Raw genomic sequence first — 17367 nt, 5'->3', positions numbered from 1 at the left:
CCGGGAATGTGAGAGGATGAATGGAGGCTCCGTGAGACGGCCGACGCTGCGGATGCCTCAGCGGTCAGACAGTCGCGTCTGGCGAGCTTGAGTTCGAGCCGCCGCGTGGGGGAGGCGCGGAAGAACGCCGCGCCTCGGAGCGGCTGCTCGCGGAAGGGAGAGCGTTCGCCGGCAGATGGGCGTAATCCGTTGGACCTGGCCTTGAGCATGCGTTCGGCATAGGCCACGCCGCTGTCGCGGGCACCGGGAAAGCCTGATGAGGGAAACGACGCGGACCTGTTTAGGCATTTCGATGTGCTTCCGTACCCAAGTCGGAAGGCGCCATGAGATCGGCGAGAGCGGCGACGGCGCCGGCGATCTGGCGTCGCTTGTTCGGCGACAGCAGCGCGAGCCTCGCCAGCACATCTGCATGAAGAAGGTCCGGCGCCTCGGCCAGAGCCTTGTGCCCTGGTTCGGTCAGGCGCGCGTGGACGATGCGACGATCCGTGGTCGATCTGTACCGGACGATGAGGCCGCGCGCCTCCAGTCGGTCGAGCACCGCCACCACGGTCGGCGGCGACATAGAGACGTCCCGCGAAATGGCGCGGGTGCTGACCTCGCCGAGATGACGGATGGATTGCAGCACCAGAAGCTGGGGAAGCGTCAGGCCTGTCAGCCGGACGATCTCGCGCGAGCGGACGTCGATCGCTTGGGCTATGCGGCGGACCGAGCGCACCAAAGACGCCGTGGCGTCGGCTGCTGACGGCAGGGGAATTTCGCTCATCGGGTTGAACTCATTCGTGGACTAACCATTTGTACGCGCTGCATCTACATTTCAAGGAGGACCCATGTGCGGTTTTAGCGGCGAGATCAACTTCGACGGGCGTCCGGCCGACGCCGGCGCGGTACAGCGGATGACGGACGCTCTCTCGCCTCGGGGACCGGATGGGGCCGGCATCGTGATACGTGGGCCAGTAGGATTGGGGCATCGGCGCCTCATGATCATCGACCTGTCGGAGAAGGCGCAGCAACCGATGGTAGACGCCGATCTGGGCGTCACCCTGGCCTTCAACGGCTGCATCTACAACTATCCGGAATTGCGCGAGGAGCTTCAGGGCCTGGGTTTCCGCTTCTTCTCGCACGGCGACACGGAGGTGATCATCAAGGCCTGGAAGGCTTGGGGCGAGGCCTGCGTCGAGCGGTTCAAGGGGATGTTCGCCTTCGTCCTGCACGAACGCGACAGTGGTCGGATCGTGATCGCGCGCGACCGTTTCGGCATCAAGCCGCTGTATCTAGCCGAACGAGGCAGGCGGCTGCGTTTCGCCTCGACCCTCCCGGCGCTTCTGGCGGCGGGCGACGTCGACAGGACAATCGATCCGGTAGGTCTGCACCATTATATGACCTTTCATGCGGTGGTGCCGCCGCCGCACACCATCCTGAAGGGGGTGAAGAAGTTTCCGCCGGCGACGATACGTGTGATCGAGCCGGACGGCGCGTCGCGCGAACGGGTCTACTGGCGCCCGGACATGACGCGCCACGCCGGGGACGCAGCCCTGACCGCCGAGGACTGGCGCGACCGGGTGCTGGACAGCCTGCGCACGGCGGTGAAGCGCCGCATGGTCGCCGATGTGCCGGTCGGCGTGCTGCTCTCGGGCGGAGTGGATTCCAGCCTGATCGTCGGCCTGCTGGCCGAACTGGGTCAGAAGGACCTGATGACCTTTTCGGTCGGCTTCGAGGAGGCTAACGGCGAGAAGGGAGACGAGTTCGTCTATTCCGACCTGATCGCCAGACACTATGGGACGAAGCACCATCAGATCTTCGTGCCGCACCAGCGGCTGATGGAGGCTCTGCCGGGCACGATCGGCGCCATGTCCGAGCCGATGGTCAGCTATGACAATGTTGGCTTTTATCTGCTGAGCCAGGAAGTCTCGAAACACATCAAGGTGGTCCAGTCCGGGCAAGGGGCCGACGAGGTGTTCGGCGGCTACCATTGGTATCCTTCGATGGTCGGGGCCGCCGACCCTGTCGAAGGCTACGCCGGCGCCTTCTTCGACCGCAGCCACGAAATCCTGAAAACCCAGTTGAACGGCGCCTATATGACGGATGTCGATGTCAGCCGGGCTCTGGTCGAGGCGCATTTCGCGCAAGCCGGGGCGGAGACCTCTGTCGACAAGGCGCTGCGGCTGGATAGCCAGGTGATGCTGGTCGATGATCCGGTGAAGCGGGTCGATAATATGACTATGGCCTGGGGACTGGAGGCGCGCGTGCCCTTCCTGGACCATGAACTGGTCGAACTGGCCGGCCGTATCCCGCCGGAACACAAGCTGGCCCAGGGCGGCAAGGGCGTGCTCAAGGCGGCGGCGCGCCTTGTCGTCCCATCAGAGGTGATCGATCGCAAGAAGGGCTACTTCCCGGTGCCCGCGCTCAAGTACATCCAGGGTCCCTATCTCGACATGGTGCGCGAGACCCTGACTAATCAGGCGGCGCGCGACCGCGGGCTGTTCGACAGAGCCTACCTGGATCGGCTGTTCAACGACCCGACAGGCCATATCACCCCTTTGCGTGGTTCGGAGCTGTGGCAGGTCGCCGTCCTCGAGATGTGGATGCAGCAACATGGCGTCTGATCTTCGTCTCGCGCGCCCTAAGGCGCACCGGCTGAAACGCATGCGTCATGAAGGCCTCAAACCGCCCGTGCCCTCGGGACGTGAGTCCGTGCGCGATGCTGTCCTTGACTGCGGCTGGGGCCGCCTTCTGTTCGCCCAGACCTTCGAGACCGCCGCGCCTCTGGTCGAGGCTCTGCGCGCGGAGGGGCCGGATCGCCGCGACATCGCCTTCTACGTCCGCAATCCCCACGTCCTGCTCGCCTCGGCGCCGCAGGAGCTGTTCCTCGATCCGTCTCATACCTATCGGCTGGACCTGGCGACCTATCGGTCCAGCCGCCGTCAGCCGCGGGGCTTCACCATTCGTCGTCTGATGTCTGAAGCGGACGCCCAGGCGGTCAACGATATCTACGCCAAGCGTCGCATGGTGCAGGCGCCGCAGGATTTCCTCTGGTCGCATCGCGACGATCGGACCCTCTCCTATTTCGTCGCGGAGGACCTGACGACCGGAGCGGTGATCGGGACGGTGACGGGTGTGAATCACGCTCGGGCCTTCGAGGATCCGGAGAACGGCGCATCCCTCTGGTGCCTGGCGGTCGATCCCCAGGCGACACAGCCGGGGATCGGCGAGGCTCTGGTCCGCCGTCTGGCGGAGCATTTCAGGACGCACGGCCTGGCCCACATGGACCTGTCGGTCATGCACGATAACGCCCAGGCGATCGCCCTCTATGAGAAGCTGGGTTTCCGGCGCGTCCATTTCTTCGGCGTGAAGCGCAAGAACCCGATCAACGAAGCCTTGTTCGTCGGGCCCTCGGACGATCATGCGCTCAATCCCTATGCCCGGATCATCGTGGACGAAGCGCGGCGACGGGGCATCCAGACCGACATCATCGACTCGGAAGGAGGGCTGTTCCGCCTTTCCTGGGGCGGACGCTCCGTCCGCTGCCGCGAAAGCCTTTCGGAGCTGACCTCGGCCGTGGCTCTCAGCATCTGCGACGACAAGCGGGTGACCCGCAGGATCGTGGAAGCCGCCGGAGTGCGCGTGCCGCGCCGCATCGATCCGCAGGATCTCGGCGCGATCGACGAAGCGCTGGAGACCTATGGTCAGCTGGTGGTCAAGCCTGCGCGAGGGGAACAGGGCAAGGGCGTGGCCGTGGGTTTGAAGACCATGGCCGACGTCCAGGCGGCCCTGCTGCGCGCCCGGCGCATCTGTCCGGACGTCCTCGTCGAGGAACAGGTGGAAGGCGAAGATCTGCGCCTGGTCGTGATCGACTATGAGGTCGTGGCCTGCGCCGTGCGGCGTCCGCCGCGCGTCATCGGCGACGGACGCTCGACCTTGCGGGCCCTCATCGAGCATCAGAGCCGTCGGCGCGCCGCCGCCACCGGGGGCGAATCCAGCATTCCTATCGATGCGGAAACGGAGCGCACCCTGGCGGAGGGCGGTTATGGCCTGGATGACGTCGCAGGGGAGGGCGAGGAGATTCTCGTCCGCAAGGCGGCCAACCTGCATCTCGGCGGCACCATCCATGACGTGACGGACGAGGTGCATCCGGTTCTGGTCGAAGCGGCCGTGGCGGCGGCGCGGGCCATCGACATCCCGGTGACGGGGATCGACCTCATGGTGCGTGCGCCGGATCAGCCGGATTACGTCTTCATCGAGGCCAACGAGCGCCCTGGCCTGGCCAATCACGAACCCCGCCCCACGGCAGAACGGTTCATCGATCTGCTGTTCCCGCTGTCGGCGCGCGCCGACGCCTGAGACTATGTCAGGAGCGACCTTGACCTTCCCGAAGATCGATCTGGACTACCTGAACGCCCGCCTGGGGGAACTCCTGAACCTGCCCAGTCCGACGGGCTACACGGACGAAGCCGTCTGGGCCCTGTGCCGGGAACTGGAGCGTCTGGGCCTGGATTATGAACTGACCCGACGCGGCGCGATCCGAGTGCGCCTGCCGGGTCTCGAAGCCGTCCCGGCGCGGGCCATCGTCGCGCACGTCGATACGCTCGGCGCCCAGGTGAAGGCGGTGAAGGACAATGGCAGGCTGGAGCTTGTGCCGATCGGCCACTGGTCGTCACGCTTCGCCGAGGGGGCCCGCTGCACCGTCTTTGCGGAAGGCGGAGGCTATCGCGGAACGATCCTCCCCCTGAAGGCCTCCGGGCACGCCTTCAACGAAGAGGTGGACGATCAACCCGTCAATTGGCGTCAGGTCGAACTGCGAATCGACGCCGTGATCCACGGGCGGGCCGACACCCTGGCTCTGGGCGTGGATGTCGGCGACATTGTCGCCATCGACGCCCAGCCCGAATTCACCGACAGCGGCTTCATCGTGTCACGTCATCTGGACGACAAGGCCGGCGTCGCGGTCATGCTGGCCGCTCTGGAATGCATGTTGCGCGAAGAACGCACACCCAGGGTCGATACCTGGTGGCTGTTCACCATCGCCGAAGAGGTGGGCCTGGGCGCCTCCGCCGTGCTCGTTCCAAACGTCGCGGCGATGGTCACGGTGGACAACGGAACCACCGCGCCGGGTCAGAACTCGTCCGAGTTCGGCGTCACCATCGCCATGGCGGATCAGACCGGTCCCTTCGACTGGCACCTTTCCCGAAAGCTGGTCCAACTGGCGCGGGATCACGACATCCCGCATCAGAAAGACGTGTTCCGCTACTACCGTTCGGATTCCGCCTCTGCATTGGAATCCGGCGCCGACATCCGCACGGCCCTGGTGACGTTCGGCGTGGACGCCAGCCATGGCTACGAACGCATCCATCAGAGCGCTTTAGTCGATCTAGCTCGCCTCTTGACCCTCTATGCCCAGAGCGAGGTGGAAATCGGACGCGACGCGCGCGCGCTGACAGGCGTCAGGGGATTCACGCATCAACCGAACATTTCGACGAATTGACGCTGCCCTGGCGGTCGGGACGAAGGGAAGACCTAGGTCCTTCTCAGCCTGAAACGCTATACCCGGCGCAGATCGAAATACTGTTCTCGCAAGGCGGGAGCGAAGCGGAGCGCGAGCCGTCACGCCCGGCAAGAAGGAGCCGCCGGATCGTGCGAGGGCGTTTCCCGACCATAGGGTTATCGCGCGCTGGCGATCAGGGAGCCGCAGTCCGCGTTTTCCGCCAGGCCGGGATCGATAAAGCCGAGCAGCGCTGCGATGGGGCTGACGAGCGTGGCCAGGGCTCCGACAACGCCGCCCTGTGCGGCGACGGCCGACAGGTCCACGCCCAGATCCGGAGAAGCGAGGGGGCCGGTGATGGTGATCGGCGCCCAGACCCGCATAAGACGAGGCTTCTTGGTTTCGCCGTCGATCTTCAGATTCAGCTTTTCGGCCCCCAGGTCGATGGTTCCTGATCCCTGGGCCAGGACCACATCCGTGTCGATCACCAGGGTGCGGGCTGTAGCAACGCCGTCTGAGACCTTGAAATCGGCGACGGCGCAGCGGATGGCCGAAGTGGACTGATCGCCCGAAAGTAGCTTGCGCAGGCCGGCGCCGACGTTGATCCCCAGCAGTTCGGCGAAGGCCGAACGCATCCGCCCTTGAGGAACGACGAGGCTGAGGCTTCCCTTCGAACGGGCCGCCAGTTCATGAATGGACGCGCCGGGCCCTTCCAGCTTCGCCCGGCCCAGGGCGTGGCCCGTCACCGTCGGCGCGCCGTCCCGGGCGGGTATGATGGATTCCAGCGGGTAGCCGCTGAGACGGAAGTCGACGGCGCTGTAAGGCGTGTCCTTCGTGGCGTCGATCCGCGCGGTTCCGTTCAGTTCGCCGCGGTTGAAAGCGAAGGAGACCGGATCGAGCTTCAAAACGCCGTCCTTCAGATCCGCGCCGAGCCGGACCTGCCGGATGTCGAAGGCGTTGGCTTTCACCGAAGCGGCGCGATAGGCGAGGGTTCCGTCCATCACGCGCAGACGTTCTGTTCGCAAGGGCGCGGCGGGCAGCAGTTTGCCGGGCTGGCCCGAGGTCGCGACAGTGCCCGCAGTCGTGACCTGCGGGCGAGCGCCCAACACGGCCGCCAGGTCGTCGATGTCCAGGGCACGGGACGCGAGCTCGGCATCGACGCGGCGGCGCCCTTCGACATTGTTCACCTCCAGGGTCCCCGACAGGTCCGACGATCCGACCTGCCCGCTGAAGTCCGCGAAGCGGAACCGGGCTCCGTCGCGCGTCAGGCTTCCTCTCAGCCTATAAGGCGGCGTGTTGGGGGTCGTAATCCCGGTGAGAAGGTAGAGGTCGGCCAGATCACGACCTTGTAGCTCGAGCCTGGCGTTGAAACGACCCAGGTCGAAGGGCCGGGTGACGGCTCCGGTGGCGCTCAGCCTGGAGCTCGCGCCGGCCAATTCAGCCGTAAAGGCGTAGGGCCGGTCGCGGCGAATGTTGATGAAGGCACCGCCCGTCACGCGAAGCGTCAGGGGCTCGCCATTCATGGTCCCCTTGCCGTCGAGCACAAAGCCGCTCTCTCCATCCTGGGGCGAGCGCGCCTCACGCGCCGTGACCACGGCGTCGAGCGTCATGCCGCGTCGCTGCTCGTTCAACGTCAGCCGCCCGTCGTGAATGACCAGGCGCTGTATGACGGGCAGCCTGGCGCCCCTCCCGTCATCGGGTCGGTCCGGCTCCAGGTCCCAGCTGCGCCGGCCCTGGCTGTCGACGACCAGGTGGACCCGCGGGCGGGTGAGGGCCAGCGAGGCCACTTCGATCTGGCCCAGAAACAGCCGTCGCAATCGTATCGAGACGTCGAGACGTTCGATCTCGGCGGTATTGCGCCCGGACGCCCATGTGGGCCCGCCGACGCTGAGACTGCGCACCGTCGCCGAGGGCGTCCAACTGAACAGCCTGACATCCAGGTCCCTTTTCAGAGCCACCTCCCGGCCGGTTGCGGCGGAGGCGGCGCGACCGATAGGGCCGCGCACCCAGTTCCAGTCGAACAGAACGAGGAACAGGAGGAAGGCGGCGACGAGGGCGAAGGTGATCGCCGCCGCGATGAACTCCGGCCGGCCGGGACGACGAACGGCGAGCCATACCGGATCCCGAGCGACCACGTAGGCGCAAAAGGTGTCGCGGCACTCTCCTGCGCGCCGCAGGGCCGCTTCCGCTTTCTGGCGCAAGCTGTCGATCGCCGATTTCGCTCCAGGCCTGTCGAGCAAGATCACCTCCGGTGAGGCTGCTTAACGCCTCAACCGGCAAAGGGCGCCATGTGCCGGATCGGCTTGCGCGGGTTCAGGCGCTCATCGGCTTTCCCGAGGCTCTCGCGTTCGAGCGCCTCAGACGTTCAGAACTCTACGCAGGGATTGCTCGATGTCGCCGCCGCAATAGGCGTCGCCGTATTCGCGGCGCGACCACTCCGCCAGGCGGGCCAGGGCTGGCGTCCTTGAGAGGCGCCATGCAAGGCCCCCGGTCATGGGGGCGGTTTCTTCAAGCATTACTTCGATAGGGCGGAAGCGCTCGGTCAGGGCGGACCAGAGGGTCGCGGTGACGATGTCGGCCACGCCCGGCCTTTCTCCACCCAGCAAGAAACCGGAATGCGCCGTCAGGCCATGGCGTCGGCCCAGGTCCTCCCACAACGCCATCCATTTTTCCAGGCGGGGCGCGAAGCCCGACCAGCGCGCCTCGGTCCACATCTGTCGGCCGCCGTCCAGAGTGATCTCATCGATGACGTAGTTCGCGTCATTGACCACCTTCATCGTCAAGGCGCGCAGCTCTGGCGTGGAAGGCAGCAGTTCAAGCGTCTCTCCCAGATACAGAAGGATCGCGGGCATCTGGGAGATCGCCGCTCCGGAAACGTGATCGACCAGTACTGGCGGCCCCATGAAAGGCACGGGCATCTCCCCTGGCGGCTCCTGCATGAGCGCGCTGATCGCCGCTTCGTTCGTCTCCGACCAGGTCCTGCCGGCATGGGCGAGAATGGCGCGAACGAATTGGCCCCGGAAGGGAACCGGCCAATAATAGAGGGTGAAGTCCGTCATGGAGCTCTCCAGCGCTTAGCTGATCGCGAACGCCAGCGGGGGTGGGCAGCGTCTACTATCACGACGTCGAGAACCTCTCCCCCAACGACAGGGCCGCGTTCGAAACCGCGCGCACGCCCGCCGCTTATGACTATGACGATTTCAAGCGCGACGTGGTCACCCAACTCGCCAAGCGTTTCGACCCCGACGTGACTGTCGGCCACAAGGCCATCGCCGTCGCCGCGCGAGGCTCCCGGCGGGATGCCGACGTCGTCGCTGCCGTGCAGTTCCGTCGCTACTGGTCGTACAAGAGTTTCTACGATCAGAGGTACACCGACGGCATCTGCTTCTGGACCCGCGACGGCGCGCAGATCATCAACTATCCGAAGCAACACCGGGCCAATGCCACGACCAAGCACCAGGCCACCAACAGCTGGTTCAAGCCCTGCGTGCGCATCCTCAAGAACATGCGCAACACCATGATCGACAAAGGGCATCTCGCGGCTGGCGTCGCGCCATCGTACTTTCTGGGGGGATGCTCTACAACGTGCCCAACGACCAATTCTTCGGGACCTACGTCGACACGATCAGTCGGGCGATCAACTGGTTGCTGGCCTGCGACCGCGATAAACTGCTCTGCGCCAACGAGCAGTACATGCTTGAAACAGATGTCGAGGCAGCGATCCCTCATCACCCGATGCAGGAGATATTCTACGGTGACGCGCCACGAATGGCCGACAAGCCCAGGATCATCCGCGCGAAGGTGATCATTGACCAGGTGCGCGCTAGGCTGGCACCGCACGATGACGAGCAGGGCGTGGTCAGTTTCGTGGGCTTTCCCCAACGCGTGAACGACTATCTCGTCGCCGTCGTGCTGCGCGTCCGAGCATCATGCTTGACCTCCACCACCTCGATCGTGCCGTCGCTCAGAAGGCGTACACAATCGACGATGTAGGTACGCTTCTGGCCGTTGCTGACAAACTCGAAGCGGAACGGCTGCGCGCGATAGTCCACGACATCCGTGTCCACTTCGCTCTGCATGAACAGGGCGCGTTCCGCCATGCTTTCATATGGGAGTCCTCGCCCGGCCTTACGGCTCGCGTAAGAACCGGTCGTGATGTGTCTGCGCCCCGTGATGATCGATCGGATCGGCGCCCCATCCTTGGTGAGAACGAGCGTCGCTGTCGCAGACAGATTCTCCCAAGAGAGCGCATCCCCATCATCATGGCCGCATGCCTGGATCGCGTGGTCGAAGGCGGTTGGATCGTGCCTTTCGGGCACGCTGAGGGGTGGATGGAGGGTTTCCATCTGAATCTCCTAGTCTTTGTGAGTTAGACCCAACCCGAGCGCCATCGACCTTCGTTTCTTGCGAAACGCAGTTGACCCGACCGGCATTTCAGGAGATGATCTTCAAGTCGCAGCCAAACGACAGGATGATCAGTCCTCAGCCGAGCCCCTGGCGAACTGCCTCGGGCTCGAGTTGTGTCCGGGGTAAGCTGCGGACATAGTTTATCAATCAGGGCGGACGCACAGCGACCTTCTATTTCCAGGACTCTGTCACAGGCGGAAAATCCGACCTGAAGCGGGCAAGGATTCGCCGCCGCGTCGGCCATGATGTCATTATTGGATCGAAGAGTCCAAGACTCGTCAGCTGGAGATTGAGTCCTCATGATCTGCGGAAATGCGATATATATTATTCTATATATATACGCTGGCCACGTTGCTTGAGAACCGAGACGCCGACGGCAAGTCTCTAAAAGCGGATCGGCGCGCGCCAGACGCAGTGTTCGTGCGCTTGGACAGCCGGTTTTGCCTCATAGACGCGGTCGGCTGCGCCTATTTATCGCGGCATCTCCCTGTACAGGGGCTAGGGCGGCTGGCCCGGGCCGAAGCCGCGAGTAGCGCGCTCCCGCTGCTTCACACGCGGCGGCGACAGAGCCGAACCGCTTTATGTAGGTCAACACCTGAACTATCGTGGCAGCCCGAGGAACGACGTCACGGACGCCCTGAAGGTGCTGCTGGACAGTGGAGTGGTCCCGATCGCGTTTCTGGGGACGCTGGAAGCCAAGGTGCTGTTTGAGCGCAATCTCCAGCTCAACGGTCGTCTGCTGCCGCCCTGCGACCTACAGCCCTTGGATAGTAAACGAGCGGGTGATCGTGACCTGTTCGCTCGGTTCGTGGATCGGCTGGATCACGCCATTGTCGAGCAGGGGATCCTTGCTCCGGATCAGGTCGAGAGTGGTCGGCGCCGTGTGCCGCCGAGCCATGTCCCTGGCGCGCCGGACAAAGCCATCTGGATGGTGCGCGACCTTGGGTTCTGCCCGACCAGCTGGGAGATGTTGATCGACTGCTGCCCTCGCCCGACCTGTAATTTGCTGACCTGGATGAACGCGACAGCGCTCCACGTTTGCGGTTACTGCAGGACGCCGGTTTCAGCGCTAAAGCGGCGCACAGTGCCGAGAGCGTATCGGCCGGCGCTCAGCTGGGTAGTGGGGCTGTTCGGTGATGATGCTGAGCAGGAGCGGTCGATGAAGGCTTTGATGCTGGCCTACTCCATGAGGATAGCAAGCTAGGCGGCCAGCACCGGATGCATAGCTCGCTCCAGAGGGTGAACGTGGATACCTGAACTGCACGGCTCAGGATGTGTGCTGGCTTCGGCAGCGGAAATATCTCCAGTCGCTGAGCGCCAAGGGCGAGGTCGCACAATACGCCAGACATGAGGTCGAGACTCTGGGGCGACGGATGATCACGACGCGAGAGGTCGCCGCTCGTATCGGAAAGCCGCCCGCTAAGCTCTGGCCGGAACTACAGGCCTTCAGCGTCGGAGGGAGCTTGGGGCAAGGCTTCTACGAACGAGCTCTCATCGAGCCTTGGATGGCGCCGGCATGAATAACGAACGCAAACGCCGGGTACGACAGCGTCAAATCCTTCACTGGGCTCAGGGCGGTCGTTGTGCGGGATGCGGCAAGCCCATGGGACTGAAGCGTGGCCTGCCGAGGGATCGACCCGATTATCCCACCTACGACCACATAGTGCTCAAGTGCCCTGGCGGCGGGCACGGGCTTATCAACGGTCTGCTGAAGCACTTCGCCTGCAATATGCGACGGGGATCAGACCCGCCGACAGGATGTGATCGAATCTGGCACGCCGTGGTGCTGGAGCGTCTCCACTCTCAGGCCGCCGCCAAGCGGTGGCGGCTGGAAATGGACAGGCCGGTGACGTTCTTGATCGGGCGTCGGGATGAGGCCTGATAGAGGCTTTTGCGCTTAAGCGGCATTTCACGAACATTGCGCGGCTAGGAAGCCTAGCTGTGGCCGCCGGGGGCAGCCCGCTCGCTGCCATCAGTTCCCCTCAGGGCGCAGCGAAGCGCGTCCTCGACTCGCTGATTGTCCGACTGCGCGACGTTGAACCGTAGGAAGGGGGCTGCAGATTGCGAGACGCTGAACACGTTGCCGGGAGCAAGGATCACGCCCTGATCCATGCACCGCCTGGCGATGTCGGCGGAATCCAGTCCCTCTGGCAAGCGGCGGCATAGATAGAAGCCGCCGCGCGGCATGATCCAGGGCGCGATGTCCAGCTTCGACAATCGCTCCGCCGTCTTGTCGCGGGCGCGAGCGAGGCGTTGCCGCAGCTCAGACATGTGTTTGCGGTAGGTGCCGCCTGCCAGGACATCGGCGATCAGCTCGGCCGCCATCGGACTTGGCCCGCCGAAACTTGTCGCCACCTGTAGATCCAGGAGCCCTTCGATCCATTCAGGGCGGGCTGCGATATAGCCGCAGCGCACCGATGCAGAAAGAGTCTTGGAAAAGCTGCCGATCCGAATGATGCACAACGCCACCGCGTTGGAGGTCTCCGGTCACGCCAACTGGAGAGCTTTGGACAAGAGGGCGGAAATGCCATGATTTCTTGACGTTCACCTGCGGACGAAGCGATCAGCGCTGTCGTCTGATCGCGGAACAGCACCATCCATTCGGCGTCCACCACAATCTTCACGCGCATGTGATCCTTGTTAGCTTGACCATATTCGCTTCTTGGGTGCGCATTGCTTACCTGTCAGGGGAGGCGGTCATGAAGCGTGGCGTTCTCGGCGGGGTGGTCTGCATCTTTGGTTTCGGCCTTTCCGGATGGGCGGTTGGGGCCCAGGAGACCCAGTCCTACTTCTACGACGTGCACGGCCGGCTGACCGCCGTGACCCGCGCTCCATCAAACGGCGGCTATCGCACGCGCTACAGCCTGGACGCCGCCGACAACCGGGCCAGCGACGCGCGCCAGCTGATCGCCGCCAAGGCGGCCCAGCACACGTTGCAGTCGGGTGACGGGCTGCTGCCGAGCCAGTTCCTGCGATCCGCTGACAACCGCTTCACCTTCGTCCTCCAGGGCGACGGCAATGCGGTGATCTACGGGCCGACCGGGGTGCTGTGGGGCTCTATGACGGCGACCGGCCAGTCCACGCTGCTGTCGATGCAGAGCGACGGCAATCTAGTGATCTACGGGCCGTCCAACAACGCCATCTGGGCCACCGGCACCTCGGGTCATCCAGGCGCGCGGCTGTCGATGCAGAACGACGGCAACCTCGTCATCTACGACGGCTCGACGCCGGTTTGGGCGTCGGGTACCGGTGGGCATTGAAGGGATACCATGAATCGCAAGGCGCTGGCTCTCGGAACCTCCAGCATCGCCCTCGCCCTAGGTCTGGCGATGGCCGCACAGGCCCAGTCACCGCTTCAGGCGCCCCCGCCGCAGTTCTACTCGGTTGATGCACGCGGTGTGGACGTGACCTCGGGCAAGTTCGTCCGCCAGGCGACCCTGGCGTCGATCGGCGATCCCAGCGGGTCGGGTCTGGCCTATACTCGCACCTATTTCAACGGTGACTGGCGCGACAACGTCACGGGCACCCTGACGGCCAGCGGCCCCAGCAATTCCATCTATTCGCTGAGCATCGGGGGTGTGACCGACGTCTTCACCAAGTCCGGCTCGACCTTCACGCCGACCCGAAACGTCGGCTAGACCCTGACCCACAGCGGAACGACCTACACCTACACCATGCCCGACGGCACGGTGGCGACCTTTAACCAGGATCTCTCGGACCGATCGATCCCGCCGCCCCAGACCTTGGCCAACCAGGGCCGGATTTCCCAGCTTCGGCGACCGAATGGGGAAACACTCTCCTTCTTCTACCAGATCGCCCAGAACATCGACGATCCGGGACAACCCGACTATTGGGCGATCCGCCTCAAGTCAGTGCGCAACAACTATGGCTATGCGCTGATCTTCACCTATGAGCTCGACGGCCTGATTCCGCCGACTTACTTAAGCCTCGGGGCCTGGCAGCGGATGACGAAGGCCACCGCCCTGAACCGCACGGCTTGCGTGAGCCTGGTCACCCCATGTCCCAGCACCACGCCCTGGCCCAGCGCGAACTTCTCAGGGGCGACCACGACCGACCAGAGCGGACGGGCGACCTATTATGGGTCCGATGGGACGGTCTATACTCAGGTCCTTCGCCTTCCGGAGAATCCGACCGTCGATGCGGTGCGTTACAGTTTGGACACGGCGACCCTGCGCGTCACTTCCGCCCAGGTCGCGGGCCAGACTTGGAACTACGCCTATGCCGAGGCCGGGGGCGTGCGGACGGTGACCATCACCGATCCCGATGGAGGCACGTCCGTGGCGCGCACGACCACCGCCACGGGGCTGCTGGCCTCGTTCGAGGATCAACTGGATCGCACCACCAGCTACGAATATGATTCCAACAGCCGAGTGACCCGGATCGCCCTACCGCGCGGCAATTCGGTCAGCTATGTCTACGACGGCCGCGGCAACGTCACCCAGACGACTTACAACCCCACCCTCTTGCCCGGGCCGGCGCCGTCGCCGATCGTCACTTCGGCTACCTATCCGTCGTCCTGCGCCAACCCGGTCCTGTGCAACCAGCCCGAGACCACCACGGACGCCAACGGCGCGGTCACGAACTATACCTATGACGCGACGCACGGGGGGGTGACCTCGATCCGGTCTCCGGCCCCCACGACCGGCGCGGCCCGGCCCGAGACCCGCATCACCTATGAAGCCAGGCAGGCCTGGATCAGCAACGGCTCGGGCGGCTTTACGGCCGAGGCGCCGATCACGCTGCCCGTCGCCGCCAGCGCCTGCACGACCGGCTCCAGCTGCGCGGGAACGGCGAATGAAGTTAAGACCACGATCGCCTATGGAACCTCGGGCGAGGCCAACAATCTGCACCCGACGGTCCTGTCGTCGGGCTCCGGAAATGGCGCGCTGACGGCCGCCATCACCTTAACCTATACGGATCGCGGCGACGTGGCCTCGGTCGACGGGCCGCTCAGCGGGACGGCGGACACCACCACCTATCGCTACGACGACGCTCGCCAGCCGGTCGGGGTGATCGGTCCCGACCCGGACGGCGGCGGCGCCCTGCTGCGCCGGGCCCAGCGCGTCACCTACAACGCCGACGGCGCCGCCACCCTGGTGGAACAGGGCACGGTGACGGGCCTGACCGATCCGAACTGGGCCGCCTTCGCCAGCCTGCAACAGGTCGCGATCGCCCATGACGTCTATGGCCGACCGACCCACCAGCGGCTCCAGGCGGCCGGGACGACCTTCAGCCTAGCCCAAATCGGCTATGACGCGCAGGGGCGGACGGACTGCGTCGCGACCCGCATGAACCCGTCCGCCTTCGCCAGCCCGCCGGCCTCGGCCTGCACCTCGTCCACGACTGCCGGCTACGGCCCCGACCGGATCATGAAATACGGCTATGATGTCGCCGGCCAACTGACCTCGACGATCTCTGGCTATGGCTCGGGGACGACGATCACCGAGAGCGCGACCTACAGCGCCAATGGCCTGCCGCTCACGCTGACCGACGGCAAGGGCAACGTCTCGACGCTGGAGTATGACAACTTCGACCGGCTGAGCCGGCTGCGCTATCCGAACAAGACCGGGGGCGGCTCCTCGACCACGGACTTCGTGCAGTACGCCTATGACGACAACGGCAACGTCGTCTCGCTGAAGACGCGTGCCCAAGCCGTCACCAGTCCGATCACCTACGACTTCAACTTCACCTACGACGCCCTGAATCGTCGCACGCTGCTGAACGCCCCGACCGGCCTGGCCGACACCAGTTACACTTACGACAACCTGGGCCGGATGCTGAGCGCGAACAACGGCGTGATCAACAGCCAGGCTTGGGACACGCTGGGCCGGCTGACCTCGGAGACGGGGCCGCTGGGGACGATGAGCTACCAGTACGACCTGGCGGGCCGCCGCACGCGCCAGACCTGGCCCGACGCCTTCTTCGTCACCAACAGCTGGAACCTGGCCGATGAGATGACCGCCGTGCTGCACGGCGGCGCGACCCAGATCGTCGGCTTCGCCTATGACAACCTGGGCCGCCGCACGGGGATCAGCCGCAGCAACGGGGTAAACTCTACCTACGGCTATGACGGCGCCGGCCGCCTGACCAGCCTCAGCCACGACGTCGGCGGCACGGCGGCGGACGTCACCTACACCTATGCCTACAATCCCGCCGGCCAGATCACGTCCAAGACCACCAGCAACGACGCCTATCTGTGGACGCCGTCGGTCGGCTCGACCGCCTATACGCTGAACGGCCTGAATCAGGTCACGGCGGCGGGAGCGACGTCGCTGACCTACGACGCCAACGGCAACCTGACCCACGACGGAACGCGCGCCTACGCCTTCGATGCGGCCAACCGCCTGACCGGCAACGGCACGGCGACGATCAGCTATGATGCTCTGGGCCGGCTGGACAACTACGTCGGTACGTCCGGCGCGCGCTACCTCTACGACGGGGTGGAGGCCGCCGGCTTCGCCACGTCGGGTTCAACGATCAACACCCGGTTCATCCGGGGGCCGGGCGTGGATGAGATCCTGGCCAGCTACACCTCCGCCGGCTCCACGCCGGCGCAGTTCTGGCTGTCGGACGAGCGGGGTAGCCTGGTCGACACCGTCAATGGCTCGACGGGGGTGAGCACCGCCATCAACACCTACGATGAGTACGGCAATCCCGGTTCGGGCAACGTCGGGCGGTTCCAGTATACCGGCCAGATGTGGCTGCCGAGCTTCGGGGCCTATCACTATAAGGCGCGCGCCTATCATCCGGGGCTGGGGCGGTTCCTGCAAACCGATCCCATCGGGTACACGGACGGGGCGAACCTCTATGCGTATGTGGGCGGCGATCCGGTGAATCTTGTAGACTCGCTGGGGCTCTGGGGCGTAGAGACTCCATGTGATACTGCCACTGATACTCCGGATTGCACAGCAGTGGGGCCGCCGGTGTCGCCCTGCACAAGAGGTTGGAGTTGCATCGGTGGTAACGATTGGTTCTGGGGGCGAATAAATTATTGGGATTTGAACCGTCCTACAATTGGGAGTCATTTCCGTGCGCAGGGTTACGAAGTACTTCAAGAGTTAGGGTATGATGATCGCCCAGACACGACGCAATGCACCATCGCTTCCTACGGACGTCTTCTAAACGCAGCCGCCACTGGCGCTGGGCTAGCTAGTACCAGTGTTCAGGCTGGCGCTTTTTCAAATGCAGTTGCAGGCCGCATTACTACCGATGAGAGACTTTATGCGAGAGCGATCTTGATATCACGCAGTGGCGCAGCAAAAATGACTCATTTGACTGGGATGCTTGGCACGGTAACGGCCGCAGGAATGTCATATTTCGCGGGGGATAACGAAGCTGGAGACAACGCAGTCCTTTCTTTGGTTGCACCAACTGCGCTTTATAATGAATGGCTGGGGCCGCTTGTTGTTACTGTAATGACAAATACATCGCCGTTATCCAATCCTAAATCGTGCTTTAAGTAG

At 64.3% G+C, this 17367-nt stretch carries 14 protein-coding genes; 9 read left to right on the top strand and 5 right to left on the bottom strand.

The genetic code is table 11. From position 1 onward, the window contains the following. Positions 1-280 precede the first annotated feature (280 nt). Positions 281-763, bottom strand: a complete 483-nt coding sequence (locus tag ABE454_RS05425; protein WP_346529796.1) for a MarR family winged helix-turn-helix transcriptional regulator — start codon at positions 761-763, stop codon at positions 281-283. A 64-nt stretch (positions 764-827) separates the two neighbouring features. On the opposite strand from ABE454_RS05425, the gene ABE454_RS05420 reads away from it, so the two are divergent. From ABE454_RS05420 to ABE454_RS05410, 3 genes are all read left to right on the top strand, one after another. Continuing rightward, entirely contained in the window at positions 828-2603 is a 1776-nt protein-coding gene (locus ABE454_RS05420; RefSeq protein WP_346529794.1) for an N-acetylglutaminylglutamine amidotransferase, read from the top strand. 88 nt (positions 2604-2691) lie between these two features. Beyond that, the gene (gene ngg / locus ABE454_RS05415; protein ID WP_346529791.1) at positions 2692-4338 is read left to right on the top strand and encodes an N-acetylglutaminylglutamine synthetase; all 1647 of its coding nucleotides are present in this window, start codon (positions 2692-2694) and stop codon (positions 4336-4338) included. Positions 4339-4357: 19 nt separating this feature from the next. Beyond that, the gene (locus ABE454_RS05410) at positions 4358-5479 is read left to right on the top strand and encodes an osmoprotectant NAGGN system M42 family peptidase (protein WP_346510679.1); all 1122 of its coding nucleotides are present in this window, start codon (positions 4358-4360) and stop codon (positions 5477-5479) included. 176 nt (positions 5480-5655) lie between these two features. On the opposite strand, the gene ABE454_RS05405 is transcribed toward ABE454_RS05410, so the two are convergent. Together ABE454_RS05405 and ABE454_RS05400 are read right to left on the bottom strand one after the other, a co-directional pair. Then, on the bottom strand, positions 5656-7716 hold the full coding sequence (locus ABE454_RS05405; protein WP_346529789.1) for an AsmA family protein: 2061 nt from the start codon (positions 7714-7716) through the stop codon (positions 5656-5658). A 117-nt stretch (positions 7717-7833) separates the two neighbouring features. Continuing rightward, complete coding sequence (locus tag ABE454_RS05400; protein ID WP_346529787.1) at positions 7834-8535, bottom strand: glutathione S-transferase; 702 nt, start codon at positions 8533-8535, stop codon at positions 7834-7836. Positions 8536-8576: 41 nt separating this feature from the next. Between ABE454_RS05400 and ABE454_RS05395 the strand changes: the two genes are divergently transcribed. Next, complete coding sequence (locus ABE454_RS05395) at positions 8577-9281, top strand: hypothetical protein (RefSeq protein WP_346529785.1); 705 nt, start codon at positions 8577-8579, stop codon at positions 9279-9281. After that, positions 9170-9469 carry a hypothetical protein gene (locus ABE454_RS16165; protein ID WP_430825774.1) on the top strand — a complete coding sequence of 100 codons (300 nt, stop codon included), beginning with the start codon at positions 9170-9172 and terminating at the stop codon, positions 9467-9469. The genes ABE454_RS05395 and ABE454_RS16165 overlap by 112 nt, the downstream gene beginning before the upstream one ends. On the opposite strand, the gene ABE454_RS05390 is transcribed toward ABE454_RS16165, so the two are convergent. Next, the gene (locus ABE454_RS05390; RefSeq protein ID WP_346510673.1) at positions 9370-9822 is read right to left on the bottom strand and encodes a hypothetical protein; all 453 of its coding nucleotides are present in this window, start codon (positions 9820-9822) and stop codon (positions 9370-9372) included. The genes ABE454_RS16165 and ABE454_RS05390 overlap by 100 nt on opposite strands. Positions 9823-10526: 704 nt before the next feature. Between ABE454_RS05390 and ABE454_RS05385 the strand changes: the two genes are divergently transcribed. Beyond that, positions 10527-11087, top strand: coding sequence for a hypothetical protein (locus ABE454_RS05385; protein WP_346510671.1), 561 nt, complete (start codon positions 10527-10529; stop codon positions 11085-11087). Positions 11088-11818: 731 nt separating this feature from the next. Here ABE454_RS05385 and ABE454_RS05380 read toward each other — a convergent pair. Further along, positions 11819-12352: an aminotransferase class I/II-fold pyridoxal phosphate-dependent enzyme gene (locus ABE454_RS05380; protein WP_346529782.1), complete on the bottom strand. Its 534-nt coding sequence runs from the start codon at positions 12350-12352 to the stop codon at positions 11819-11821. A 68-nt stretch (positions 12353-12420) separates the two neighbouring features. On the opposite strand from ABE454_RS05380, the gene ABE454_RS05375 reads away from it, so the two are divergent. Genes ABE454_RS05375 through ABE454_RS05365 form a run of 3 tightly spaced genes read left to right on the top strand, consistent with a single transcriptional unit; the run spans position 12421 to position 17367 of the window. Beyond that, the gene (locus ABE454_RS05375) at positions 12421-13143 is read left to right on the top strand and encodes a hypothetical protein (RefSeq protein WP_346529779.1); all 723 of its coding nucleotides are present in this window, start codon (positions 12421-12423) and stop codon (positions 13141-13143) included. Between the two features lie 9 nt (positions 13144-13152). Further along, the gene (locus tag ABE454_RS05370; protein ID WP_346529777.1) at positions 13153-13521 is read left to right on the top strand and encodes a hypothetical protein; all 369 of its coding nucleotides are present in this window, start codon (positions 13153-13155) and stop codon (positions 13519-13521) included. Between the two features lie 36 nt (positions 13522-13557). Beyond that, positions 13558-17367 (top strand): RHS repeat domain-containing protein, encoded by a 3810-nt coding sequence (locus ABE454_RS05365; protein ID WP_346529775.1) that lies wholly within the window; start codon positions 13558-13560, stop codon positions 17365-17367.

The organism is Brevundimonas diminuta, from assembly GCF_039673845.1.
GTDB lineage: Bacteria > Pseudomonadota > Alphaproteobacteria > Caulobacterales > Caulobacteraceae > Brevundimonas > Brevundimonas diminuta_E.
The sequence above is the reverse complement of the archived record's forward strand: the minus strand, read 5'-3'. Positions and strand labels throughout refer to the sequence as shown.